14 protein-coding genes are annotated in these 16,955 nt (G+C 63.8%); 6 read left to right on the forward strand and 8 right to left on the reverse strand.

Features of this window, described 5'->3' with window-relative positions:
- Positions 1 to 2 precede the first annotated feature (2 nt).
- Positions 3 to 977 carry a WD40 repeat domain-containing protein gene (locus tag AC5XE7_RS13000; RefSeq protein WP_495366360.1) on the forward strand — a complete coding sequence of 325 codons (975 nt, stop codon included), beginning with the start codon at positions 3 to 5 and terminating at the stop codon, positions 975 to 977.
- 14 nt (positions 978 to 991) lie between these two features.
- Here the strand turns inward: AC5XE7_RS13000 and AC5XE7_RS13005 are convergent, their stop codons facing one another.
- Positions 992 to 1,372, reverse strand: a complete 381-nt coding sequence (locus AC5XE7_RS13005) for a hypothetical protein (protein ID WP_495366359.1) — start codon at positions 1,370 to 1,372, stop codon at positions 992 to 994.
- A gap of 217 nt (positions 1,373 to 1,589) precedes the next feature.
- On the opposite strand from AC5XE7_RS13005, the gene AC5XE7_RS13010 reads away from it, so the two are divergent.
- Entirely contained in the window at positions 1,590 to 2,963 is a 1,374-nt protein-coding gene (locus AC5XE7_RS13010; RefSeq protein WP_495366358.1) for an aspartate aminotransferase family protein, read from the forward strand.
- A gap of 63 nt (positions 2,964 to 3,026) precedes the next feature.
- Positions 3,027 to 4,412: a glutamine synthetase family protein gene (locus AC5XE7_RS13015; protein WP_495366357.1), complete on the forward strand. Its 1,386-nt coding sequence runs from the start codon at positions 3,027 to 3,029 to the stop codon at positions 4,410 to 4,412.
- Between the two features lie 33 nt (positions 4,413 to 4,445).
- On the opposite strand, the gene AC5XE7_RS13020 is transcribed toward AC5XE7_RS13015, so the two are convergent.
- The 3 genes from AC5XE7_RS13020 to AC5XE7_RS13030 form a co-directional block, all read right to left on the reverse strand.
- The gene (locus AC5XE7_RS13020; protein ID WP_495366356.1) at positions 4,446 to 5,705 is read right to left on the reverse strand and encodes a glycerate kinase type-2 family protein; all 1,260 of its coding nucleotides are present in this window, start codon (positions 5,703 to 5,705) and stop codon (positions 4,446 to 4,448) included.
- Between the two features lie 79 nt (positions 5,706 to 5,784).
- Positions 5,785 to 7,098 (reverse strand): guanine deaminase, encoded by a 1,314-nt coding sequence (guaD, locus tag AC5XE7_RS13025; RefSeq protein ID WP_495366355.1) that lies wholly within the window; start codon positions 7,096 to 7,098, stop codon positions 5,785 to 5,787.
- Between the two features lie 64 nt (positions 7,099 to 7,162).
- Positions 7,163 to 8,386: a urate hydroxylase PuuD gene (locus AC5XE7_RS13030; RefSeq protein WP_495366354.1), complete on the reverse strand. Its 1,224-nt coding sequence runs from the start codon at positions 8,384 to 8,386 to the stop codon at positions 7,163 to 7,165.
- Between the two features lie 139 nt (positions 8,387 to 8,525).
- Here AC5XE7_RS13030 and AC5XE7_RS13035 point away from each other — a divergent pair, with 139 nt between their 5' ends.
- Positions 8,526 to 9,494 (forward strand): LysR family transcriptional regulator, encoded by a 969-nt coding sequence (locus tag AC5XE7_RS13035; RefSeq protein WP_495366353.1) that lies wholly within the window; start codon positions 8,526 to 8,528, stop codon positions 9,492 to 9,494.
- Between the two features lie 88 nt (positions 9,495 to 9,582).
- A complete protein-coding gene (gene dps, locus AC5XE7_RS13040; protein ID WP_280199784.1) occupies positions 9,583 to 10,071 on the forward strand; it encodes a DNA starvation/stationary phase protection protein Dps in 489 nt (162 codons plus the stop codon).
- A 5-nt stretch (positions 10,072 to 10,076) separates the two neighbouring features.
- Here the strand turns inward: dps and xdhC are convergent, their stop codons facing one another.
- The 4 genes from xdhC to uraH all read right to left on the reverse strand — a co-directional run bounded on the left by xdhC (position 10,077) and on the right by uraH (position 15,294).
- Entirely contained in the window at positions 10,077 to 10,958 is an 882-nt protein-coding gene (gene xdhC / locus AC5XE7_RS13045) for a xanthine dehydrogenase accessory protein XdhC (protein WP_495366352.1), read from the reverse strand.
- Between the two features lie 81 nt (positions 10,959 to 11,039).
- Positions 11,040 to 13,394 (reverse strand): xanthine dehydrogenase molybdopterin binding subunit, encoded by a 2,355-nt coding sequence (gene xdhB / locus AC5XE7_RS13050; RefSeq protein ID WP_495366351.1) that lies wholly within the window; start codon positions 13,392 to 13,394, stop codon positions 11,040 to 11,042.
- 39 nt (positions 13,395 to 13,433) lie between these two features.
- Positions 13,434 to 14,915, reverse strand: a complete 1,482-nt coding sequence (gene xdhA, locus AC5XE7_RS13055) for a xanthine dehydrogenase small subunit (protein ID WP_495366350.1) — start codon at positions 14,913 to 14,915, stop codon at positions 13,434 to 13,436.
- Between the two features lie 4 nt (positions 14,916 to 14,919).
- Complete coding sequence (gene uraH / locus AC5XE7_RS13060) at positions 14,920 to 15,294, reverse strand: hydroxyisourate hydrolase (protein WP_495366349.1); 375 nt, start codon at positions 15,292 to 15,294, stop codon at positions 14,920 to 14,922.
- A 202-nt stretch (positions 15,295 to 15,496) separates the two neighbouring features.
- On the opposite strand from uraH, the gene puuE reads away from it, so the two are divergent.
- Positions 15,497 to 16,930: an allantoinase PuuE gene (gene puuE / locus AC5XE7_RS13065; protein WP_495366348.1), complete on the forward strand. Its 1,434-nt coding sequence runs from the start codon at positions 15,497 to 15,499 to the stop codon at positions 16,928 to 16,930.
- Positions 16,931 to 16,955: the final 25 nt, after the last annotated feature.

A 16,955-nucleotide genomic window follows, 5' to 3' on the forward strand; every position in this document is an offset into this window, starting at 1 on the left:
CTATGCCCACAGTCGCCCCGCTTGATCTCGAAGGCCATTGCGTGGCCGCCGTCTTTCTCGGAAATGTGCCGCATTTCGCGCTTGCCGACGGCTCCATTCACCGTCTCGACGACGGCCACAAGACCGCGCAGGCCAATGACGGGCTGCTGTGCGCCTTTCACGACGCCGCCAGCGACCGGCTGATCACCGGAGGCGAAGACGGCAAGGTGTTCGCCGTGAAGGCGGGCGGCGTGATCGAGGAATTGGCGGAGGCCGGGCGCAAGTGGATCACCAGCGTTGCGGCAGGCCCGCAAGGCGCGATCGCCTATGCGTCCGGGCGCAACGCCTTCGTGCGCTTCGCCGATGGCAAGGTGAGGGAATTTTCGCATCCGCGCTCGGTCGAGGGCATCGCCTTCGCGCCGAAGGGCATGCGCATCGGCGTTGCCCGCTACAATGGCGCGACGCTGCATTTCCCCGCCGCCGAAGGCAAGCCGACAGAACTGGAATGGGCGGGAGCCCACACGGGCATCACCTTCTCGCCGGACGGGAATTTCCTCGTCACCACCATGCAGGAGAACGCCCTGCACGGCTGGAAGCTGGCCGACGGCAAGCACATGCGCATGAGCGGCTATCCGGCCAAGGTCAAGAGCCTGTCATGGTCGCCCAAGGGGCGCTGGCTGGCCAGTTCCGGTGCGCCGGCGGCCATCGTCTGGCCTTTCCAGGGCAAGGACGGGCCGATGGGCAAGGCGCCGCTCGAGCTCGGCACGCGCGGCAATTCGACGGTCACGTCCGTGAGCTGCCACCCCGGTCAGGAAGTCGCCGCCATCGGCTATGACGACGGCATGATCCTTGCCGCCCGTTTCGCCGACGGCAAGGAAGTGCTTCTGCGGCGCGGCGGCAAGGGCGCGATCACCTCCATGGCCTGGGACGGCGACGAGCGCCGGATCGCCTTCGCCAGCGCTGCCGGAGACTGCGGCATCATCGACATCGCCAGCTGAAGGGCCGGCTTCCCCTACTCAACAGAACAGATGATTTCGCCTTCGAAGCGCGCGGTCCTGCCCTCGCCTGAAGTTGTGCCGGTCATGTCGAACATTTCAAGCCGGTAGCTGCCGGCGAAGGCTCCGTCCTCCTGCGCGGTGGTTGTAACGATGAGTTCGGCATAGCCGTGGGGCTTGCCGCCGTCGCGTTCACGGTAGAGCACCAGCCGCAATTGCGAACCATCCAGCCAGTATTGCGCAAGGTGGGTTCGCTCAAATCTTGTGTCGCGCAGGTCCCCGGCCACTTCGCCGCCGCGAATTTCGATCTCGCCCGAAGGCTGAACACCGGGCTGCCCATGCCGCGGGTGACGCCGCCATGCAGGCTGATCGATGCAGATTCGTCCTCCGCACGGCACGAAAATCCGCCCGAAGCCGCAGCAGGCCCTGTCATGAAAAGTGTCGCCAGGAACAAGATGGCTGCACGCATTTCACTACGCTCCCGAAACGCCGCATGATCGGCATGGCGGCCAGCGCGGCAAGCTCATGCCCCTCCAATGGAGAAACCCCGCCCGGCCGGTTGCCGTGCGCAAACGCCTCCTTATAGTGGTGGTAGTTTTGGACCGTGGGCGAAAAATGGCGGGCAACAGCTTTGTAACGGCGGGCATCGGGCAGGATCGCATAGAAGAGCTGCGTGAGAGCGAGGCGGAGGCGTTTCGCAAGGCCCGGCCGAAGACCGCCGCCAAACTCGGAAACGGCATCGCCGGCTTCCTCGATGGCGTGCCCATGCACTGGATGAAGGACTGGCCGACGCCATTTCCCATACTCGTCGGTCAGGCGCGCGGCGCCACCATCACCGATATCGACGGCAACCAGCTGGACGATTTCTGCCTCGGCGACACGGGATCCATGTTCGGCCATTCGCCGCCGCCGGTGACGCGCGCCATTCGCCGGCAGGCGGGGCGTGGCCTCACCTACATGCTGCCCTCGGAAGACGCGCTGGCCATCGGCCCGCTGCTGCAGGAGAAATTCGGCCTGCCCTTCTCGCAGATCGCCACCACCGCCACCGACGCCAACCGCTTCGCGCTGCGCATCGCGCGGGCGGTGACGGGTCGCGAAAAGATCCTCGTCTTCAACGGCTGCTATCATGGCTCCGTGGACGAGACCATGGTGCGGCTAAGCAACGGAAAGCCGATCAATCGACCGGGGCTGGCCGGCGAATTCCGCGACCTGACGCGCACCACGAAGATCGTGGAGTTCAACGACATTCCAGCCCTTGAGGCAGCCCTTGCCGACAGGGATGTGGCCTGCGTCATCACCGAGCCGGTGCTGACCAATTCCTGCATGGTGCTGCCCGATCCCGGCTTTCACGACGCGCTGCGCCGCCTGACCCGCGCCACAGGCACCCTGCTTCTGATCGACGAGACGCACACCATATCTACCGGCCCGGGCGGCTACACGCGCGCCTTCGGGCTCGAGCCGGACCTGTTCGTGCTCGGCAAGCCGGTGGCCGGCGGCGTGCCGGCCAGCATATGGGGGATGAGCGAGGACGTCGCCTCGCGCTATGCCGACTACCGGCGCACCCATGAACCGGGCTACTCCGGCATGGGCACCACGCTTTCGGCCAACCCGCTGCAGTTCGCCGCCATGCGCGTCACGCTGGAAGAGGTGATGACGGCGGAAAACTACGCGCATATGGAGCATCTGGCCCGCCGCCTCGACGCCGGGCTCACCGCCGTCATCGACCGCTACCGCCTGCCATGGCATGTGGCGCGGGTCGGCGCCCGGGTCGAGTTCATCTGCGCGCCCGGACCGCTGAGGAATGGCGGCGAGGCGGAAGCAGCCCATGCGCCGGAACTGGAAGCCGCAGTCCATGTCGCGCTCGTCAACCGCGGCGTGCTGATCGCGCCCTTCCACAACATGATGCTGGTTTCGCCGGCAACGCGCCCCGCACAGGTGAACCGGCTGATAAGCGCTTTCAGCGATGTCGTTAAACGGCTCACCGATTGATCATATTCGCTCTGTCGGCTACCCCATGCGGTGAAGCCGCATTCCTCCCGGAGACCACCCATCATGACCTCCCCATCGGGCTCGACGCCCGGCGAAGCCCAGGCCTTTCTCGACGCTCACCCGGAGATTGAGGCCTTCGACATCCTGCTGACTGATGCCAATGGCGTGGGGCGGGGCAAGATCATCCGCCGCCATGAACTGATGGGTCTTTATAAAAGCGGGCGGCACATGCCGATTTCGATCCTCGGCCTCGACATCACCGGCGAGGATGTTCACGAAACCGGGCTGATCTGGGATTCGGGCGACGGCGACCTGCGCGCCTGGCCGATCCCCGGCACGCTGGTTCCACTCTACGGAACCAGCCCCGCGCGCGGACAGGTGCTGATGGCCATGTACCATCTCGACGGCGCGCCGATGAGCTCCGACCCGCGCCACGCGCTGGAACGGCAGGTGAGCAAGCTCGCGGAAAAAGGCCTGCACCCGGCCGGCGCCTTCGAGCTGGAATTCTTCCTGCTCGCCAATGAGCGCGACGGCGATGGCAAGGTGCAGCCGGCAGGCGCGGTTCTGGATGGCCGGCGCTCGGCCAAGACGGAGGTCTACTCCGTCGACCATCTCCACGGCATGGAGCCCTTGTTCTCCGACATCTATGCGGCGGCAAAAGAACAGGGCATTCCGGCCGAGACAGTGATCTCGGAATATGCGCCTGGTCAGTACGAGCTTACGCTTAACTACCGCAAGGATGTGCTGCGCGCCGCCGACGATCTCATCATGCTGAAGCGCATCGTGCGCGCGCAGGCGCGCCGCCATGGCGTGACCGCCTGCTTCATGGCGAAGCCGATCGAGGAATATGCAGGCTCGGGCATGCATTTCCACGTGTCGCTGCTGGACAGTGAAGAACGCAATGCCCTTACCGAGCGAGAAGGCGAGACATGGTCGCCGCTGCTGCTTCAGGCACTGGGTGGACTGGTCGCAACCATGGCCGAATCCATGCTGGTGTTCGCGCCTCACGCCAATTCATGGCGGCGCTTCGTGGCGCAATCCTATGCGCCGGTCGCGCCGACATGGGGGGTGAACAACCGATCCGTAGCGCTGCGGGTTCCGGCGGGCGACGCAAAGAACCGGCGCATCGAGCACCGTCCTTCCGGCGTCGACGCCAATCCCTATCTGGTTGCCTCCACCATTCTGGCCGGCATCATCAAGGGCATCGAGGAACAGCTCGATCCCGGCCCTGAAACCACTGGCAACGGCTATGAGACCGACACTGGCGACAGCACCATGCCGGCCGACTGGCGCGCGGCAATCGAGGCGGCAAAGGCTTCCTCGTTCCTGCGCGAGGCGCTGGGCGCGGATCTTCACAACACCTTCACCGCCATCAAGCAGGCCGAGTATTTCAGGGTGGCGCGCACGGTGGCGGAGCTGGATTACCACCTGTACCTGCATGAGGTGTAGGCAGCAAAAGTAAGTTTCTACTTACGGAAAGATTCAGCGCACCAAGATGGCGCGCAAATCGTTGACATTGGTGCCGGTCGGTCCCGGCACGAACAGGTCGTCCACGGCATCGAATGCGGTCCACGCATTATTGGCGGCCAGCAGGGCGCGTGCGTCGATGCCGGCGCCGCGCATGCGGCGCACAGTCTCACCATCGCAGAAGGCACCGGCATTGTCTTCGGAACCGTCGATGCCATCGGTGTCGGCGGCCAGCGCGTGAATGCCCGCAAAGCCGTCGATACCCAGCGCGAAGGAAAGCAGGAATTCGCTGTTGCGGCCGCCCTTGCCTTTGGCGCGCAGCGTCACCGTGGTCTCCCCGCCCGACAGAAGCAGAACAGGCTTTGAGAAGGGCCGGTTGCGCGTGGCGATCTCGCGGGCGATGGCCGCATGGACCGAACCCACCTCGCGCGCCTCTCCCTCGATGGAATCGGAGAGGATGAGGGCCTCGATGCCCTGCCTTTTCGCCTCCGCTGCGGCGGCCTCCAGCGACACGGCGGCCGAGGCGATCAGCTTCACCTCGTTGCGGGCAAAGCGCTCGTCGTCGGGATGCGGCGCATCCGCCTCGGGCGAGTTGAGATGTTCCATCACGGCCTTCGGCAGGTCGATGCCGTAGGTCTTGATGGCTTTCAGCGCATCGGCACGGCTGGCGGCATCGGGAACCGTTGGGCCTGAAGCCACCAGTGCGGGATTATCACCCGGAATATCGGAAACGATCAGCGAAACGACGCGCGCCGGATGCGCCCGCGCTGCCAGCCTGCCGCCCTTGATGGCGGAGACATGCTTGCGGATGGCGTTCATGACCGAGATCGGCGCGCCCGAAGCAAGCAGCGCCTCGTTGACGGCGATTTCGTCTTCCAGCGTGAGCGAACCGACCGGTGCCGGCAGCAGGGCCGAGCCGCCGCCGCAGACCAGCGCCACGACCAGATCGTCCGCGCTCAGGCCTTCCACCTGGCGCAGAAGGCGCTGCCCGGCCTCAAGGCCGGCCTTGTCGGGCACGGGATGCGCGGCCTCGATCACCTCGATGCGTTGTGTCGGCGCACCGTAGCCGTAGCGGGTCACCACCACCCCCTCCAGCGGACCTTCCCAGACCTTCTCGAAGGCTGCAGCCATCTGCGCCGCGCCCTTGCCGGCCCCGATGACGATGGTGCGCCCTTTCGGCGGCTGAGGCAGGTGCTCACGAATGGTGCGCTCAGGATCGGCCGCAGCGACAGCCGCCTCGAAGATCGACGTCAGAAAAGGCTTCGGGTCCACCACTACCGGCTCCTCCTAATGGCTCCGGCTTTCTGTACGCACTGGCCGGTATCGTCAAGCCGTCCCTTCCCTTGCGAGAGGCTTAACCGGCGAGAATGCTCTTCGCCGGCCTGCCCGAGACATAGACCTCGCGCACGGCACGGTCGTCGCCCAGCGTCTGCAACAGGAAAAGCTCCTCGGCCAGCGAGGTCACCGTTTCCATGCGCAGTTCCATGACCGAAGTGGCGCGGCTGTCCAGCACGATGATGTCGGCATCGCTGCCTTCATCCAGCGTACCGACGCGATCAGCAACCGAAAGCGCTTCGGCATTGCCGCGCGTGATCTGCCAGAAGGACTGGAAGGGGTTCAGTTTCTCGCCCTGAATGGCGATGACCTTGTAGCCCTCATCCATGGTGCGCAGCATCGAATAGTTCGTCCCCCCGCCAACGTCGGTGGCCGCCGCGATGCGCAGCGGTTTTTCGCGGCGACGGAAGCGCTGATAGTCGAACAGGCCCGAGCCGAGGAACAGGTTGGACGTCGGGCAGAATACCGCGACCGATCCGGCATCCGAGATCACATCCGCCTCGCGCTCGGAGAGGTGGATGGAATGGCCAAGCAGCGTGCGCGAGCCCAAAAGGCCGTAATGGGCATAGACGTCCGTATAGTCCTTCGCCTGTGGGTAGAGGTCGCATGTATAGGCGATCTCGTCATGGTTTTCCGACAGATGGGTCTGGATATGCATGCCGGGAAACTCCTTCGCCAGCGCGCCGGCCATTTCCATCTGCTCAGGCGTCGAGGTGATGGCGAAGCGCGGCGTGATGGCATAGTGCTGACGGCCCTTGCCGTGCCATTCGGCGATCAGCGCCTTCGTATCGTCATAGCCTGACTGCGGCGTGTCGGTGAGGCCCTCCGGCGCGTTGCGGTCCATCATCACCTTGCCGGCAATGTTGAGCATGTCGCGATCATGGGACTCGGCAAAGAAGGCTTCCGCCGATTCCCTGTGCACCGAGCAATAGGCGGCCACAGTCGTGGTGCCGTGGCGAATCATCTCGTCAAGGAACAGGCGCGCGATGCGGCGGCCATGCTGCGCATTGAGAAACTTCGTCTCTTCGGGAAAAGTATATGTGTTGAGCCATTCCAGCAGTTCAGCGCCATAGGATGCGATGACCTGCATCTGCGGGAAATGCGCGTGCGCATCGATGAATCCGGGCACCAGCAGATGCGGACGATGGTCGATCACCTTTGCGCCCTCCCCGGCTTTCGCGGCGACATCGGCGTAAGCGCCTGTGGCGACGATCCGGCCATCCCTGAGCAGCAGGCCGCCATCCTCCTCGTAGCGCCACGCGCCATGATCGTCGATCGCTTGCGGCCAGCGCAGGAAAGTGAGCGTACGGCCGCGCAGAAGGGTTTCGGTCATGACAGGTTCCCTGGCTTTTTCGGCTGAGGATGGTCCGGCGTATCAGCCCGCCGGAAGGCTTACATCATTCGCGCCCGTCTTCGAACCATGCAATGAGCAACTGGCGTTCCCGGTCGGTCATCTGGGTAACGTTGGCGGGCGGCATGGCATGGCTGCGGCCTGCCTGAAGATAGATTTCGCGGGCATGGGAGGCGATCGCCTCGTCGCTGTCCAGAACCACGCCCTTGGGCGCATGATAGATGCCGTCATAGAAAGGCTCGGATGCATGGCACATGGCGCAGCGCCCCATCACCGTGTTGCGCACGGCGGGAAAATGCGTCGAGGCGATATAGACTTCACCCGTTGCCGTAGCTGCTGCCTTCGGCTCGCCGGTCAGCACCTTCGGCACGGTCGACAGCCAGATGATGATGACGAACAGGATGGCCGCCGCCAGCCAGGTCCAGGTCGGGTTGCCCTTGCGGGCATGGCCGGTGTTGAAATAATGGCGGATCAGCACGCCGATCAGGAACACCAGCGAGGCGATCACCCAGTTGTACTGCGTGCCGAACGCCAGCGGGTAGTGGTTCGACAGCATCAGGAACAGCACCGGCAGCGTCAGGTAGTTGTTGTGTACCGAGCGCTGCTTGGCGATCTTGCCGTATTTCGGGTCCGGCTTGCGGCCGGCGATGAGGTCAGCGACCACGATCTTCTGGTTGGGAATGATGACCATGAAGACGTTGGCCGACATGATGGTCGCCGTGATGGCGCCCAGATGCAGGAAGGCGGCGCGGCCGGTGAACAGATGCGTCAGCCCCCAGGCGATGAACACCAGAATGCAGTAGAGGAAGATCATCAGGCCGGTGTCGCTCTTGCCGAGGAAGAGCTTGCACAGATTGTCGTAGGCCAGCCAGCCGACGCCGATGGTGGCCAGCGAAATGCCGATGCCGACGGGAACCGACACGTCGAGCACGTTGGGATCGATCAGGAAGAGGTCCGCGCTGGCATAGTAGACCACGCACAAAAGCGCGAAGCCGGACAGCCAGGTGGCGTAGCTCTCCCATTTGAACCATGTCAGGTGTTCGGGCATGGCCGCCGGCGCGACCAGATATTTCTGGATGTGATAGAAGCCGCCGCCGTGGACCTGCCACTCCTCGCCGAACGCGCCTTCAGGCAGGCCGGCACGCTGGCGCAGGCCGAGATCGAGGGCGACGAAGTAGAAGGACGAGCCGATCCACGCAATGGCGGTGATGACGTGCAGCCAGCGCACGGCAAACGACAACCAGTCCCAGAAAATAGCGAAATCCAGCATGCTCCACCCCTTGTCGGCAGACGACAACTTTACGGACTGTCCTGCGAACGAAAAGAGCCCATTGGCCCGATGACTTTCAAAAAAAAATGGAAAATACTATTGTCGTTCCACGCAGCCGCATGAAAGCCACGAAACCCGCATGGCCTATCTCGACAATATCGCCGTTTTCGTCCGTGTCGTCGAACTGGGAAACCTGTCGGCGGCAGGGCGGGATATGCGCATTTCGCCGGCCGTCGCGTCGAACCGTATCAAGGAGCTGGAAAAGCACCTCGGAGTGCGGCTTTTCAACCGCACCACGCGCCAGTTGATGCCGACCGAGCAGGGCAATGTTTTTTACACCGGCGCGAAGCAGATCCTCGATGCAGTCGCCGAGGCCGAGGCGGCGGTGACGGCTCTGTCCGGCCAGCCGCGCGGCACCATCCGTGTCACCGCGCCGCTGGGGCTTGGCCGGCGCCTGATCGCCTCGGGCATTCCGGAGTTCCACGACAAATATCCCGACATAGAGGTGCGCCTGCGGCTCTCCGACCACAATGTCGATATTCTGAAAGAGGGCATCGACGTCGCGTTCCGGCTGGGGGTGATCGAGGATTCTTCGCTGCGCCTGCGCGGTATTCTGGAATGCGAGCGGGTGCTGGTTGCCTCGCCGGACTATCTGGAACGGCGTGGCGAGCCGGCCGACATCAACGAACTGATCCAGAACAAGCACGATTGCCTGATGCTGCGCTTTCCGGGATCGCGCGAGTTCTACTGGATCCTGCAAACGCCGAACGGGCCGCAGAAATTCGAGTTTCGCGGGCCCTACGACAGTGACGACGGCGACGTGCTGACGGAATGGGCGCTTGGCGGGCGTGGCATCGTCAACAAACCGCGTTTCGAGGTGGAGCCCTATCTGCGACAGGGACGCCTGCGCGTCATTCTTCAGCAGACCCCGCCAACTCCGGTGCAGCTTGCCGCCGTCTATCCGCACAAGAAGCTGCAGGACCCGAAAGTGCGTCTGCTGCTCGATTTCATGGCGGAACGCTGCCAGAGGCTCATTCGCGACGCATTGGAACCGCGATCCCCGGACGAGCCGGCCGATACAGCTGCCAAAAAGCCGCAGCACGCTTGAGGAACCGATTGCGGAAGCGCACATTGTTGTGTGAGGGGGCGGGGTTTTTGCCGCGCCCCGTCGAACAGCAACTGAATGGAGCTTCCCAATGGCAACGATCCAGACACATAACGACCTGAAATCCAACACGCGCGCGTCCTCAATCGAGGTACTGAACGCGCGGCTGGCGGATGCCATCGATCTTGCGCTGATCACCAAGCAGGCACACTGGAACGTGAAGGGTCCCCAGTTCATCGCCATTCACGAGATGCTCGATACATTCCGGACTGAACTGGACGAGCATGTCGACACCATAGCCGAACGCGCCGTGCAGCTCGGCGGCACCGCTTATGGAACGTCGCAGGTGGTTGCGAAGGAAACCACCCTCAAGCCATACCCGACCGAAATCCACAAGACCAAGGACCATCTGGCGGCTCTCATCGAGGCCTATGCGGCTGCTGCCAAGGGCGCGCGTGATGCCATCAGTGAGACGGACGAAGCCGGTGACGCCGATACAGCCGACATCTTCACGGCCTATTCGCGCTCGCTCGACAAGTTCCTGTGGTTCCTGGAAGCCCATACCCAGGAAAAGGAATAACGGCCCTACGATCCGGACCGGGCGGCGTTGCTTTTTCCTGCCTCAGACATGGCAGACAGGCTGCGCTGCCCGACAACGTAGAACGCCAGCGACGACATGATCTCGGCGGCGGCAAGTGCTGCGATCACCGCGGGCCGCTTGTCGCGCACCGCCTCGCCGCCAATCGGCGAAATCAGCCGCGCGAACTGCATTTCCGTGCCGCCCGCGGTCTTGAGAAACCAGCTTCGGAAGGTGGCCTTCTTGGTTTTCGAGCCGATCATCCCGACATAGGCGGCGTCGCTGCGCTTCAGGGCTTCGGCAACGATCAGGAAATCCAGCGCGTGGTCGTGGGTCAGGATGGCGAAGGCCGATCCGGCAGGCGCCGCTCGCACCGCCTCTTCCGGCATCGGCGTCAGCATCGTTTCCACGCCGGACGAAATACCTTCCAGTTCGTTAGCCCGGGTTTCGACGACGATCGCGCGCACGGGCAGAAGCGCCACAGCCGCCGCGATCGCCTTGCCGACATGGCCGCCGCCGAAGATATAGAAGTGAGGCAAGCCCGCCTCCTCCTGCTCCGCCTCGCGGATCAGCGCGGATGCCAGCTCGTCGTCGCCAAGCCGGATTTCAACCTCGACGCGTCCTCCGCAGCACTGGCCGATTTCCGGACCCAGCGGTACATCGAGCATGGTGGACGCATCGTCGGGTCTGCCGAGAACCTGCCGGGCCTTGTCGATCGCCATATATTCGAGCTGGCCGCCGCCGATGGTGCCGTATGTGGTCAGCATCGACACCAGCATCCATGTGCCGGCCTCACGCGGCGTGGAGCCTTTGGTTCCCGCGACCCTGACCTGCGCGAACCTGCCCGCACCGGCAAGGAAGGACTTCAGATTGCGAACGGTCGAGGCCACTTCATGCCTCCGCACATGTCCCGGCTTTGCAAACAGACAAATCTCTCATGCCCTTAAGATAGGCTCCCAACACGCACAGCGCTACTTTGCAAGCTGCGCCTTCAGCCGCTCCACGGCCATCAGCACCCGTTCCGGCGTGGCCGGTGCGTCAAGGCGCGGACAGATCCGGTGATCGGCAACGCTGGCGACGGCATCCGACAATGCATGCAGCACCGCAAGCCCCAGCGGCAGCGGCGGCTCGCCCACGGCCTTGGAACGATGGATGGTCGGCTCATAGGCTTCCGACCAGTCGGTCAGCGCCACGTTGAAGATCTTCGGCCGATCGGATGCCAGCGGTATCTTGTAGGTAGAAGGCGCATGGGTGCGCAGGCGGCCCTTGTCGTCCCACCACAATTCCTCGGTGGTCAGCCAGCCCATGCCCTGAATGAAGCCGCCCTCGACCTGCCCGATGTCGATGGCCTTGTTCAGCGAACGGCCGGTGTCATGCAGGATATCGGTGCGTTCCACGACATACTCGCCGGTCAGCGTATCGACCGAGACTTCCGAACAGGCGGCGCCATAGGCATAGTAGTAGAAAGCGTGGCCACGCCCTTTGGCGCGGTCCCAGTGGATTTTCGGCGTCTTGTAGAAACCCGCAGCCGAGAGCTGGATGCGGTTCATGTAGGCCTGCCTGACCAGCTCGTTGAAGGCGATCTCCTCGTTGCCGACGCGCACCCGGTTGGGCAGGAACACCACCTGATCACGCGGAATCTGGTGCTTTTCGGCGGCAAAGTCGATCAGGCGGTCCTTGATCTGCCGCGCTGCGTCCTGTGCGGCCATGCCGTTGAGGTCCGCGCCCGATGAGGCCGCCGTCGGCGAGGTGTTGGGCACCTTGGCCGTGGTGGTGGCGGTGATCTTCACACGGTCGAGATCGATCTGGAATTCTTCCGCGACAACCTGCGCGACCTTCAGATGCAGGCCCTGTCCCATCTCGGTGCCGCCGTGGTTCATGTGAACCGAACCGTCGGTGTAGACATGCACCAGCGCGCCGGCCTGGTTGGACTCGGTCTTGGTGAAGGAGATGCCGAATTTCACCGGCGTCAGCGCCAGCCCCCGCTTGACCACCGGACTTCCGGCATTGAACTCGGCAATCGCCTTGCGCCGCCCGGCATAGTCGGCGCTCTCTTCCAGCTCGGCCACGATGCGCTGGATGATGCAGTCCTCGACCTTCTGGTGATAGGGCGTGAGATTGCGTGTCCCCTCCACGCCCATCGCGTCGTAGAAATTCAGCTTGCGGATTTCCAGCGGGTCCTTGCCGACCGCGAAGGCCACCTCGTCGATGACGCGCTCCGCGCCCACCATGCCCTGCGGCCCGCCGAAGCCACGGAAGGCCGTGTTCGACACGGTGTTGGTGTAGAGCGGCGCTGATTTCGCAAGCACATGCGGGAAGAAATAGGCGTTGTCGCAATGGAACAGGGCACGGTCGCCCACCGGACCTGAGAGGTCCGCCGAAAAACCGGCGCGCAGCGCAAAGGTGTATTCGATACCGAGAATGCGGCCCTCATCGTCGAAGCCGACATCGTAGTCGATGGCGAAATCGTGCCGCTTGCCGGTCGCGGTCATGTCCTCGTCGCGGTCGAGACGCAGCTTGACGGCGCGCTTCAGCTTCTTGGCGGCGATGGCCGCCAGCGCCGCGCACTGGTTGGCCTGCGTTTCCTTGCCGCCGAAGCCGCCGCCCATGCGGCGCACCTCGATGGCGACTGAATGGCTCGGAACCCCCAGCGCATGGGCGACCATGTGCTGGGTTTCGCTCGGTCCCTGCGTCGAGCAGTAGACGAGGACGTCCTCGTCCTCGCCCGGAATGGCCAGCGACACCTGCCCCTCAAGATAGAAATGGTCCTGCCCGCCAAGGCGCATGCGGCCCTTGACCCGACGCGGCGCGCTGGCAAGGGCGGCGGCGGAATCGCCGCGCTTCAGCGTCAGCGGCGTCGTTACCTGCCTGTGGGTTTCGACATCGACATCCCAGATATCGATGACCGCCGGCAGTTCCTCATATTCGATCTTCGCCAGCCGCGCGGCGCGGCGCGCCTGCTCACGCGTCTCGGCGATCACGCAGAAGATCGGCTGGCCGTGGAACTCCACCTTGCCGTCGGCCAGTACCGGATCGTCATTCATGCCGCTGGGCGAAATCTCGTTGACGCCGGGAACGTCGCTGGCCGTCAGCACATCGACCACGCCGGGAGCCGCCCGCACCGCGGACAGATCCATCGAGCGGATGGTGCCATGGGCGACATTGGCGAGACCGAGGCCCGCATGAAGCGTGCCGAAAGGCTCCACGATATCGTCGATATAGACTGCCGTGCCGGTCACGTGCTTGTGCGCGGAATCATGGCGCGGCGATGCGTGGACGCCGCCGACGATCTTCTCGGCCTTGAGATTGCTTGTGTGCTTCGTCATCGATCCTGCCTCCCCGGTGCCTAAGCACCTCGCGGCCACTCAGGCCGCAACGGTATATCTCGATACGCGCGCCGGGACCTTCGACCCGGATGTTTCCAGATGGAAGCGGCGCAACAGGTTCTTCGCCGCCAGCATGCGATATTCCGCCGTGGCGCGCATATCGGTCAGCGGTGCGAAATCCTGCTCATAAGCAGGGATGGCCGCTTCGATCGTCGCTTCCGTCCACGGTTTTCCGGTCAGCGCGGCCTCAACCGCGCTTGCCCGTTTCGGTGTCGCCGCCATGCCGCCATAGGCAATGCGGATTTCCTTCACCGTGCCATCGCCGGCAAGTTCGAGAAAAAACGCGCCCAGCGTTGCGGTGATGTCTTCCTCGCGCCGCTTGGAAATCTTGTGCACGGCATAGTGGATGCCTTCGCCCGGCACCGGCACATGAACGGCCTCGACGAACTCGCCCGGCTGACGATCCTGCTTGCCATAGGCGATGAAGAACTCTTCCAGCGGGATGGTACGCCTTTCGCTGCCCTTGCGCAGGGTGAGCCTGCTGCCAAGCGCGATCAGCGGCGGCGGCGTATCGCCGATCGGCGAGCCATTGGCGATGTTGCCGCCGATGGTTCCCATGTTGCGGACCTGCTCGCCGCCGATGCGGGCCACCAAAGCACCAAGTGCCGGAATACGCTGCGACAGGAAGCCGAAGGCTTCGTTGTAGGTGACGCCGGCGCCGATGGTGATGACGCCGTTCTCCTCGCTCATGGAGCGCAGTTCCCGCACGCCGCCGATGAAAACGGCCGGCGAAATGTTGCGCATCATCTTGGTAACCCAGAGCCCGACATCGGTAGAGCCCGCTACGACAGTCGCCTTCGGCTCCGCCTCCAGCACCGCGGCAAGATCATCGACATTGGCCGGCACGATCAGGCGCGCACTGCCCTCGCCGACCTCGACGCGGGTGCCATCGTCCATCCGCACCAGCCGCGCGAGGATCGAGGCGCGCTCATTGGCCAGCGGGTCCTCACTCACCCTGCCATAGGTGGAGATGGCGCGCGCGGAGCGGATGATCGCCTCATAGCCGGTGCAGCGGCACAGATTGCCCTGCAGCGCCTTCTCGATCTCGAAATCGGAGGGATTTGGCGAACGCATCCACAACCCGTAGAGCGACATGACGAAGCCCGGCGTGCAGAACCCGCATTGCGAGCCGTGGAAATCGACCATCGCCTGCTGCACCGGATGCAGCCTGCCCTCGTTCGGCGCCAGATGCTCGACCGTCACGACATGACAGCAATCGAGCGATCCCATGAAGCGGATGCAGGCGTTGACGCCTTCATAGACGAGTTCATCGCCCACCCGCTTGCCGACCAGAACCGTGCAGGCCCCGCAGTCGCCCTCGGCGCAGCCTTCCTTGGTGCCGCGCAGGTTTTGCGACAGGCGCAGCCAGTCGAGCAGCGTCATGTCCGGAGCTGCGGAGGTCAGCACCACATCACGGTCGTTCAGAATGAAGCGTAGCTCGTTGCGTATTGCTGCGGCCATCGCTTTAGCTCCCCCGATAGGTGGAGTATCCGTAGGGCGATATCAGTAAAGGCACATGATAGTGCTTCGGTTCCGCCATGCCAAACCGGATCGGCACGATGTCGAGGAAGGCAGGCTCCGGAAGCGCATTGCCCTGCCCCCGCAGATAGTCGCCCGCAGCGAACACCAGTTCATATTCGCCGGTCCTGAATTCATCACCGGCCAGAAGCGGCGCGTCACAGCGGCCATCGGAATTGGTGACAACGGTCTTCACGGAGGTGCGGCGATCGCCCTCGATGTGAAACAGTTCGATGGACAGCCCTGCTGCGGGCCGGCCCGATGCCGTATCAAGCACATGCGTTGTCAGACGGCCACCCGCCGCCTCTGCCGTTGCTCCCACCTGTTCGCCTCCCGTTCAAGGTACGCCGAATATGCAGCATATGTCATAATTGCAGCATTTGATTGTGCGCCATTTAGCAGCGCCATATAAGAGCCGCCGCCTGACTGGAGCCCAAAAACACTTTCAAATTTTTTGAGGGGAATGCAGCCCCTTCCCTTTGGGTACTCTGTCGACCGTAATTGCCAGCCCGGAGTTTTCAAACATGCGTTATCTGCGTGACATGCGCGGCTATGGGGCCAATCCACCGGATGCGGCATGGCCGGGCGGCGCGCATGTCGCGGTGCAATTCGTGGTCAATTACGAGGAAGGCGGCGAAAACTGCATTCTGCATGGCGACAAGGCCTCGGAAGCCTTCCTTTCGGAGGTGACGGGTGCCGTGCCATGGCCGGGCAAACGCCACTGGAACATGGAATCCATTTACGAGTACGGCGCCCGCGCCGGCTTCTGGCGGCTGCACCGGCTGTTCACCGAAGCCAAGGTGCCGGTCACGGTCTATGGCGTGGCCTCCGCGCTTGCCCGCTCCCCCGATCAGGTCGCCGCCATGCAGGCTGCGGACTGGGAAATCGCCTCCCATGGCCTGCGCTGGATCGACTATCGCGACCACGAGGAAGACGCCGAGCGCGCCGACCTCATCGAGGCGATCCGCCTGCACACGGAGGTGACCGGCGAACGGCCGCAGGGCATGTATCTTGGCCGCACATCCGTGTGGTCGGTCCGGCTGGCGGCTGCCGAAGGCGGCTTCGACTATATCTCCGACACCTATGACGACGACCTGCCCTACTGGCTCGACCATGACGGCCACGGCAACGCCATTGCTCCGCAACTGGTCATTCCCTACACGCTCGATGCCAACGACATGCGCTTTGCCATTCAGGCCGGCTTTACCGAAGGCGAGCAGTTCTTCACCTATCTGAAGGACGCTTTCGACACGCTTTATGCGGAAGGCAGGGGTGGCAAGGCGAAGATGATGTCGGTCGGCCTGCATTGCCGGCTGATCGGGCGTCCGGGCCGCGTGGCGGCGCTGAAGCGCTTCATCGACTATGTCAAAAGCCACGACAAGGTCTGGCTGCCGCGCCGCATCGACATTGCCCGCCACTGGCAGGAGCATCATCCCTACAAGGCTCCGGCGCTGCGACCCTCGCGCATGGACGAGTCGAGTTTCGTCAAGGCCTTCGGCGGCATCTTCGAGCATTCGCCATGGATCGCCGAGCGCGCGTGGCAGCTGGAACTGGGCCCCGCCCATGACAGCGCCGGCGGGTTGCACAATGCGCTCTGCCGCGCTTTCCGCTCGGCCAGCGAAACCGAGCGTCTGGGTGTGCTGACCGCCCACCCCGACCTTGCCGGCAAGCTGGCGCAGGCCAGACGCCTGACGCCCGAATCGACCGCCGAACAGGCTTCCGCCGGGCTGGACGCGCTGACCGACGCGGAGCGCGAGACCTTCACCCGGCTCAATTCCGCCTATGTGGAGAAGTTCGGCTTCCCCTTCATCATCGCGGTCAAGGACAACACAAAGGCGAGCATTCTCGCCGCGTTCCAAACCCGCATCGATAACGACCGCGACACGGAGTTCGCAACGGCCTGCCGGCAAGTCGAGCGCATCGCCCTGCACCGCCTCAGAGATCTCCTTCCCCTGTAGGAACCCAATCATGGACATGACCGCC

This window comes from Aquamicrobium sp. YD-1-mutant5 (assembly GCF_059509755.1).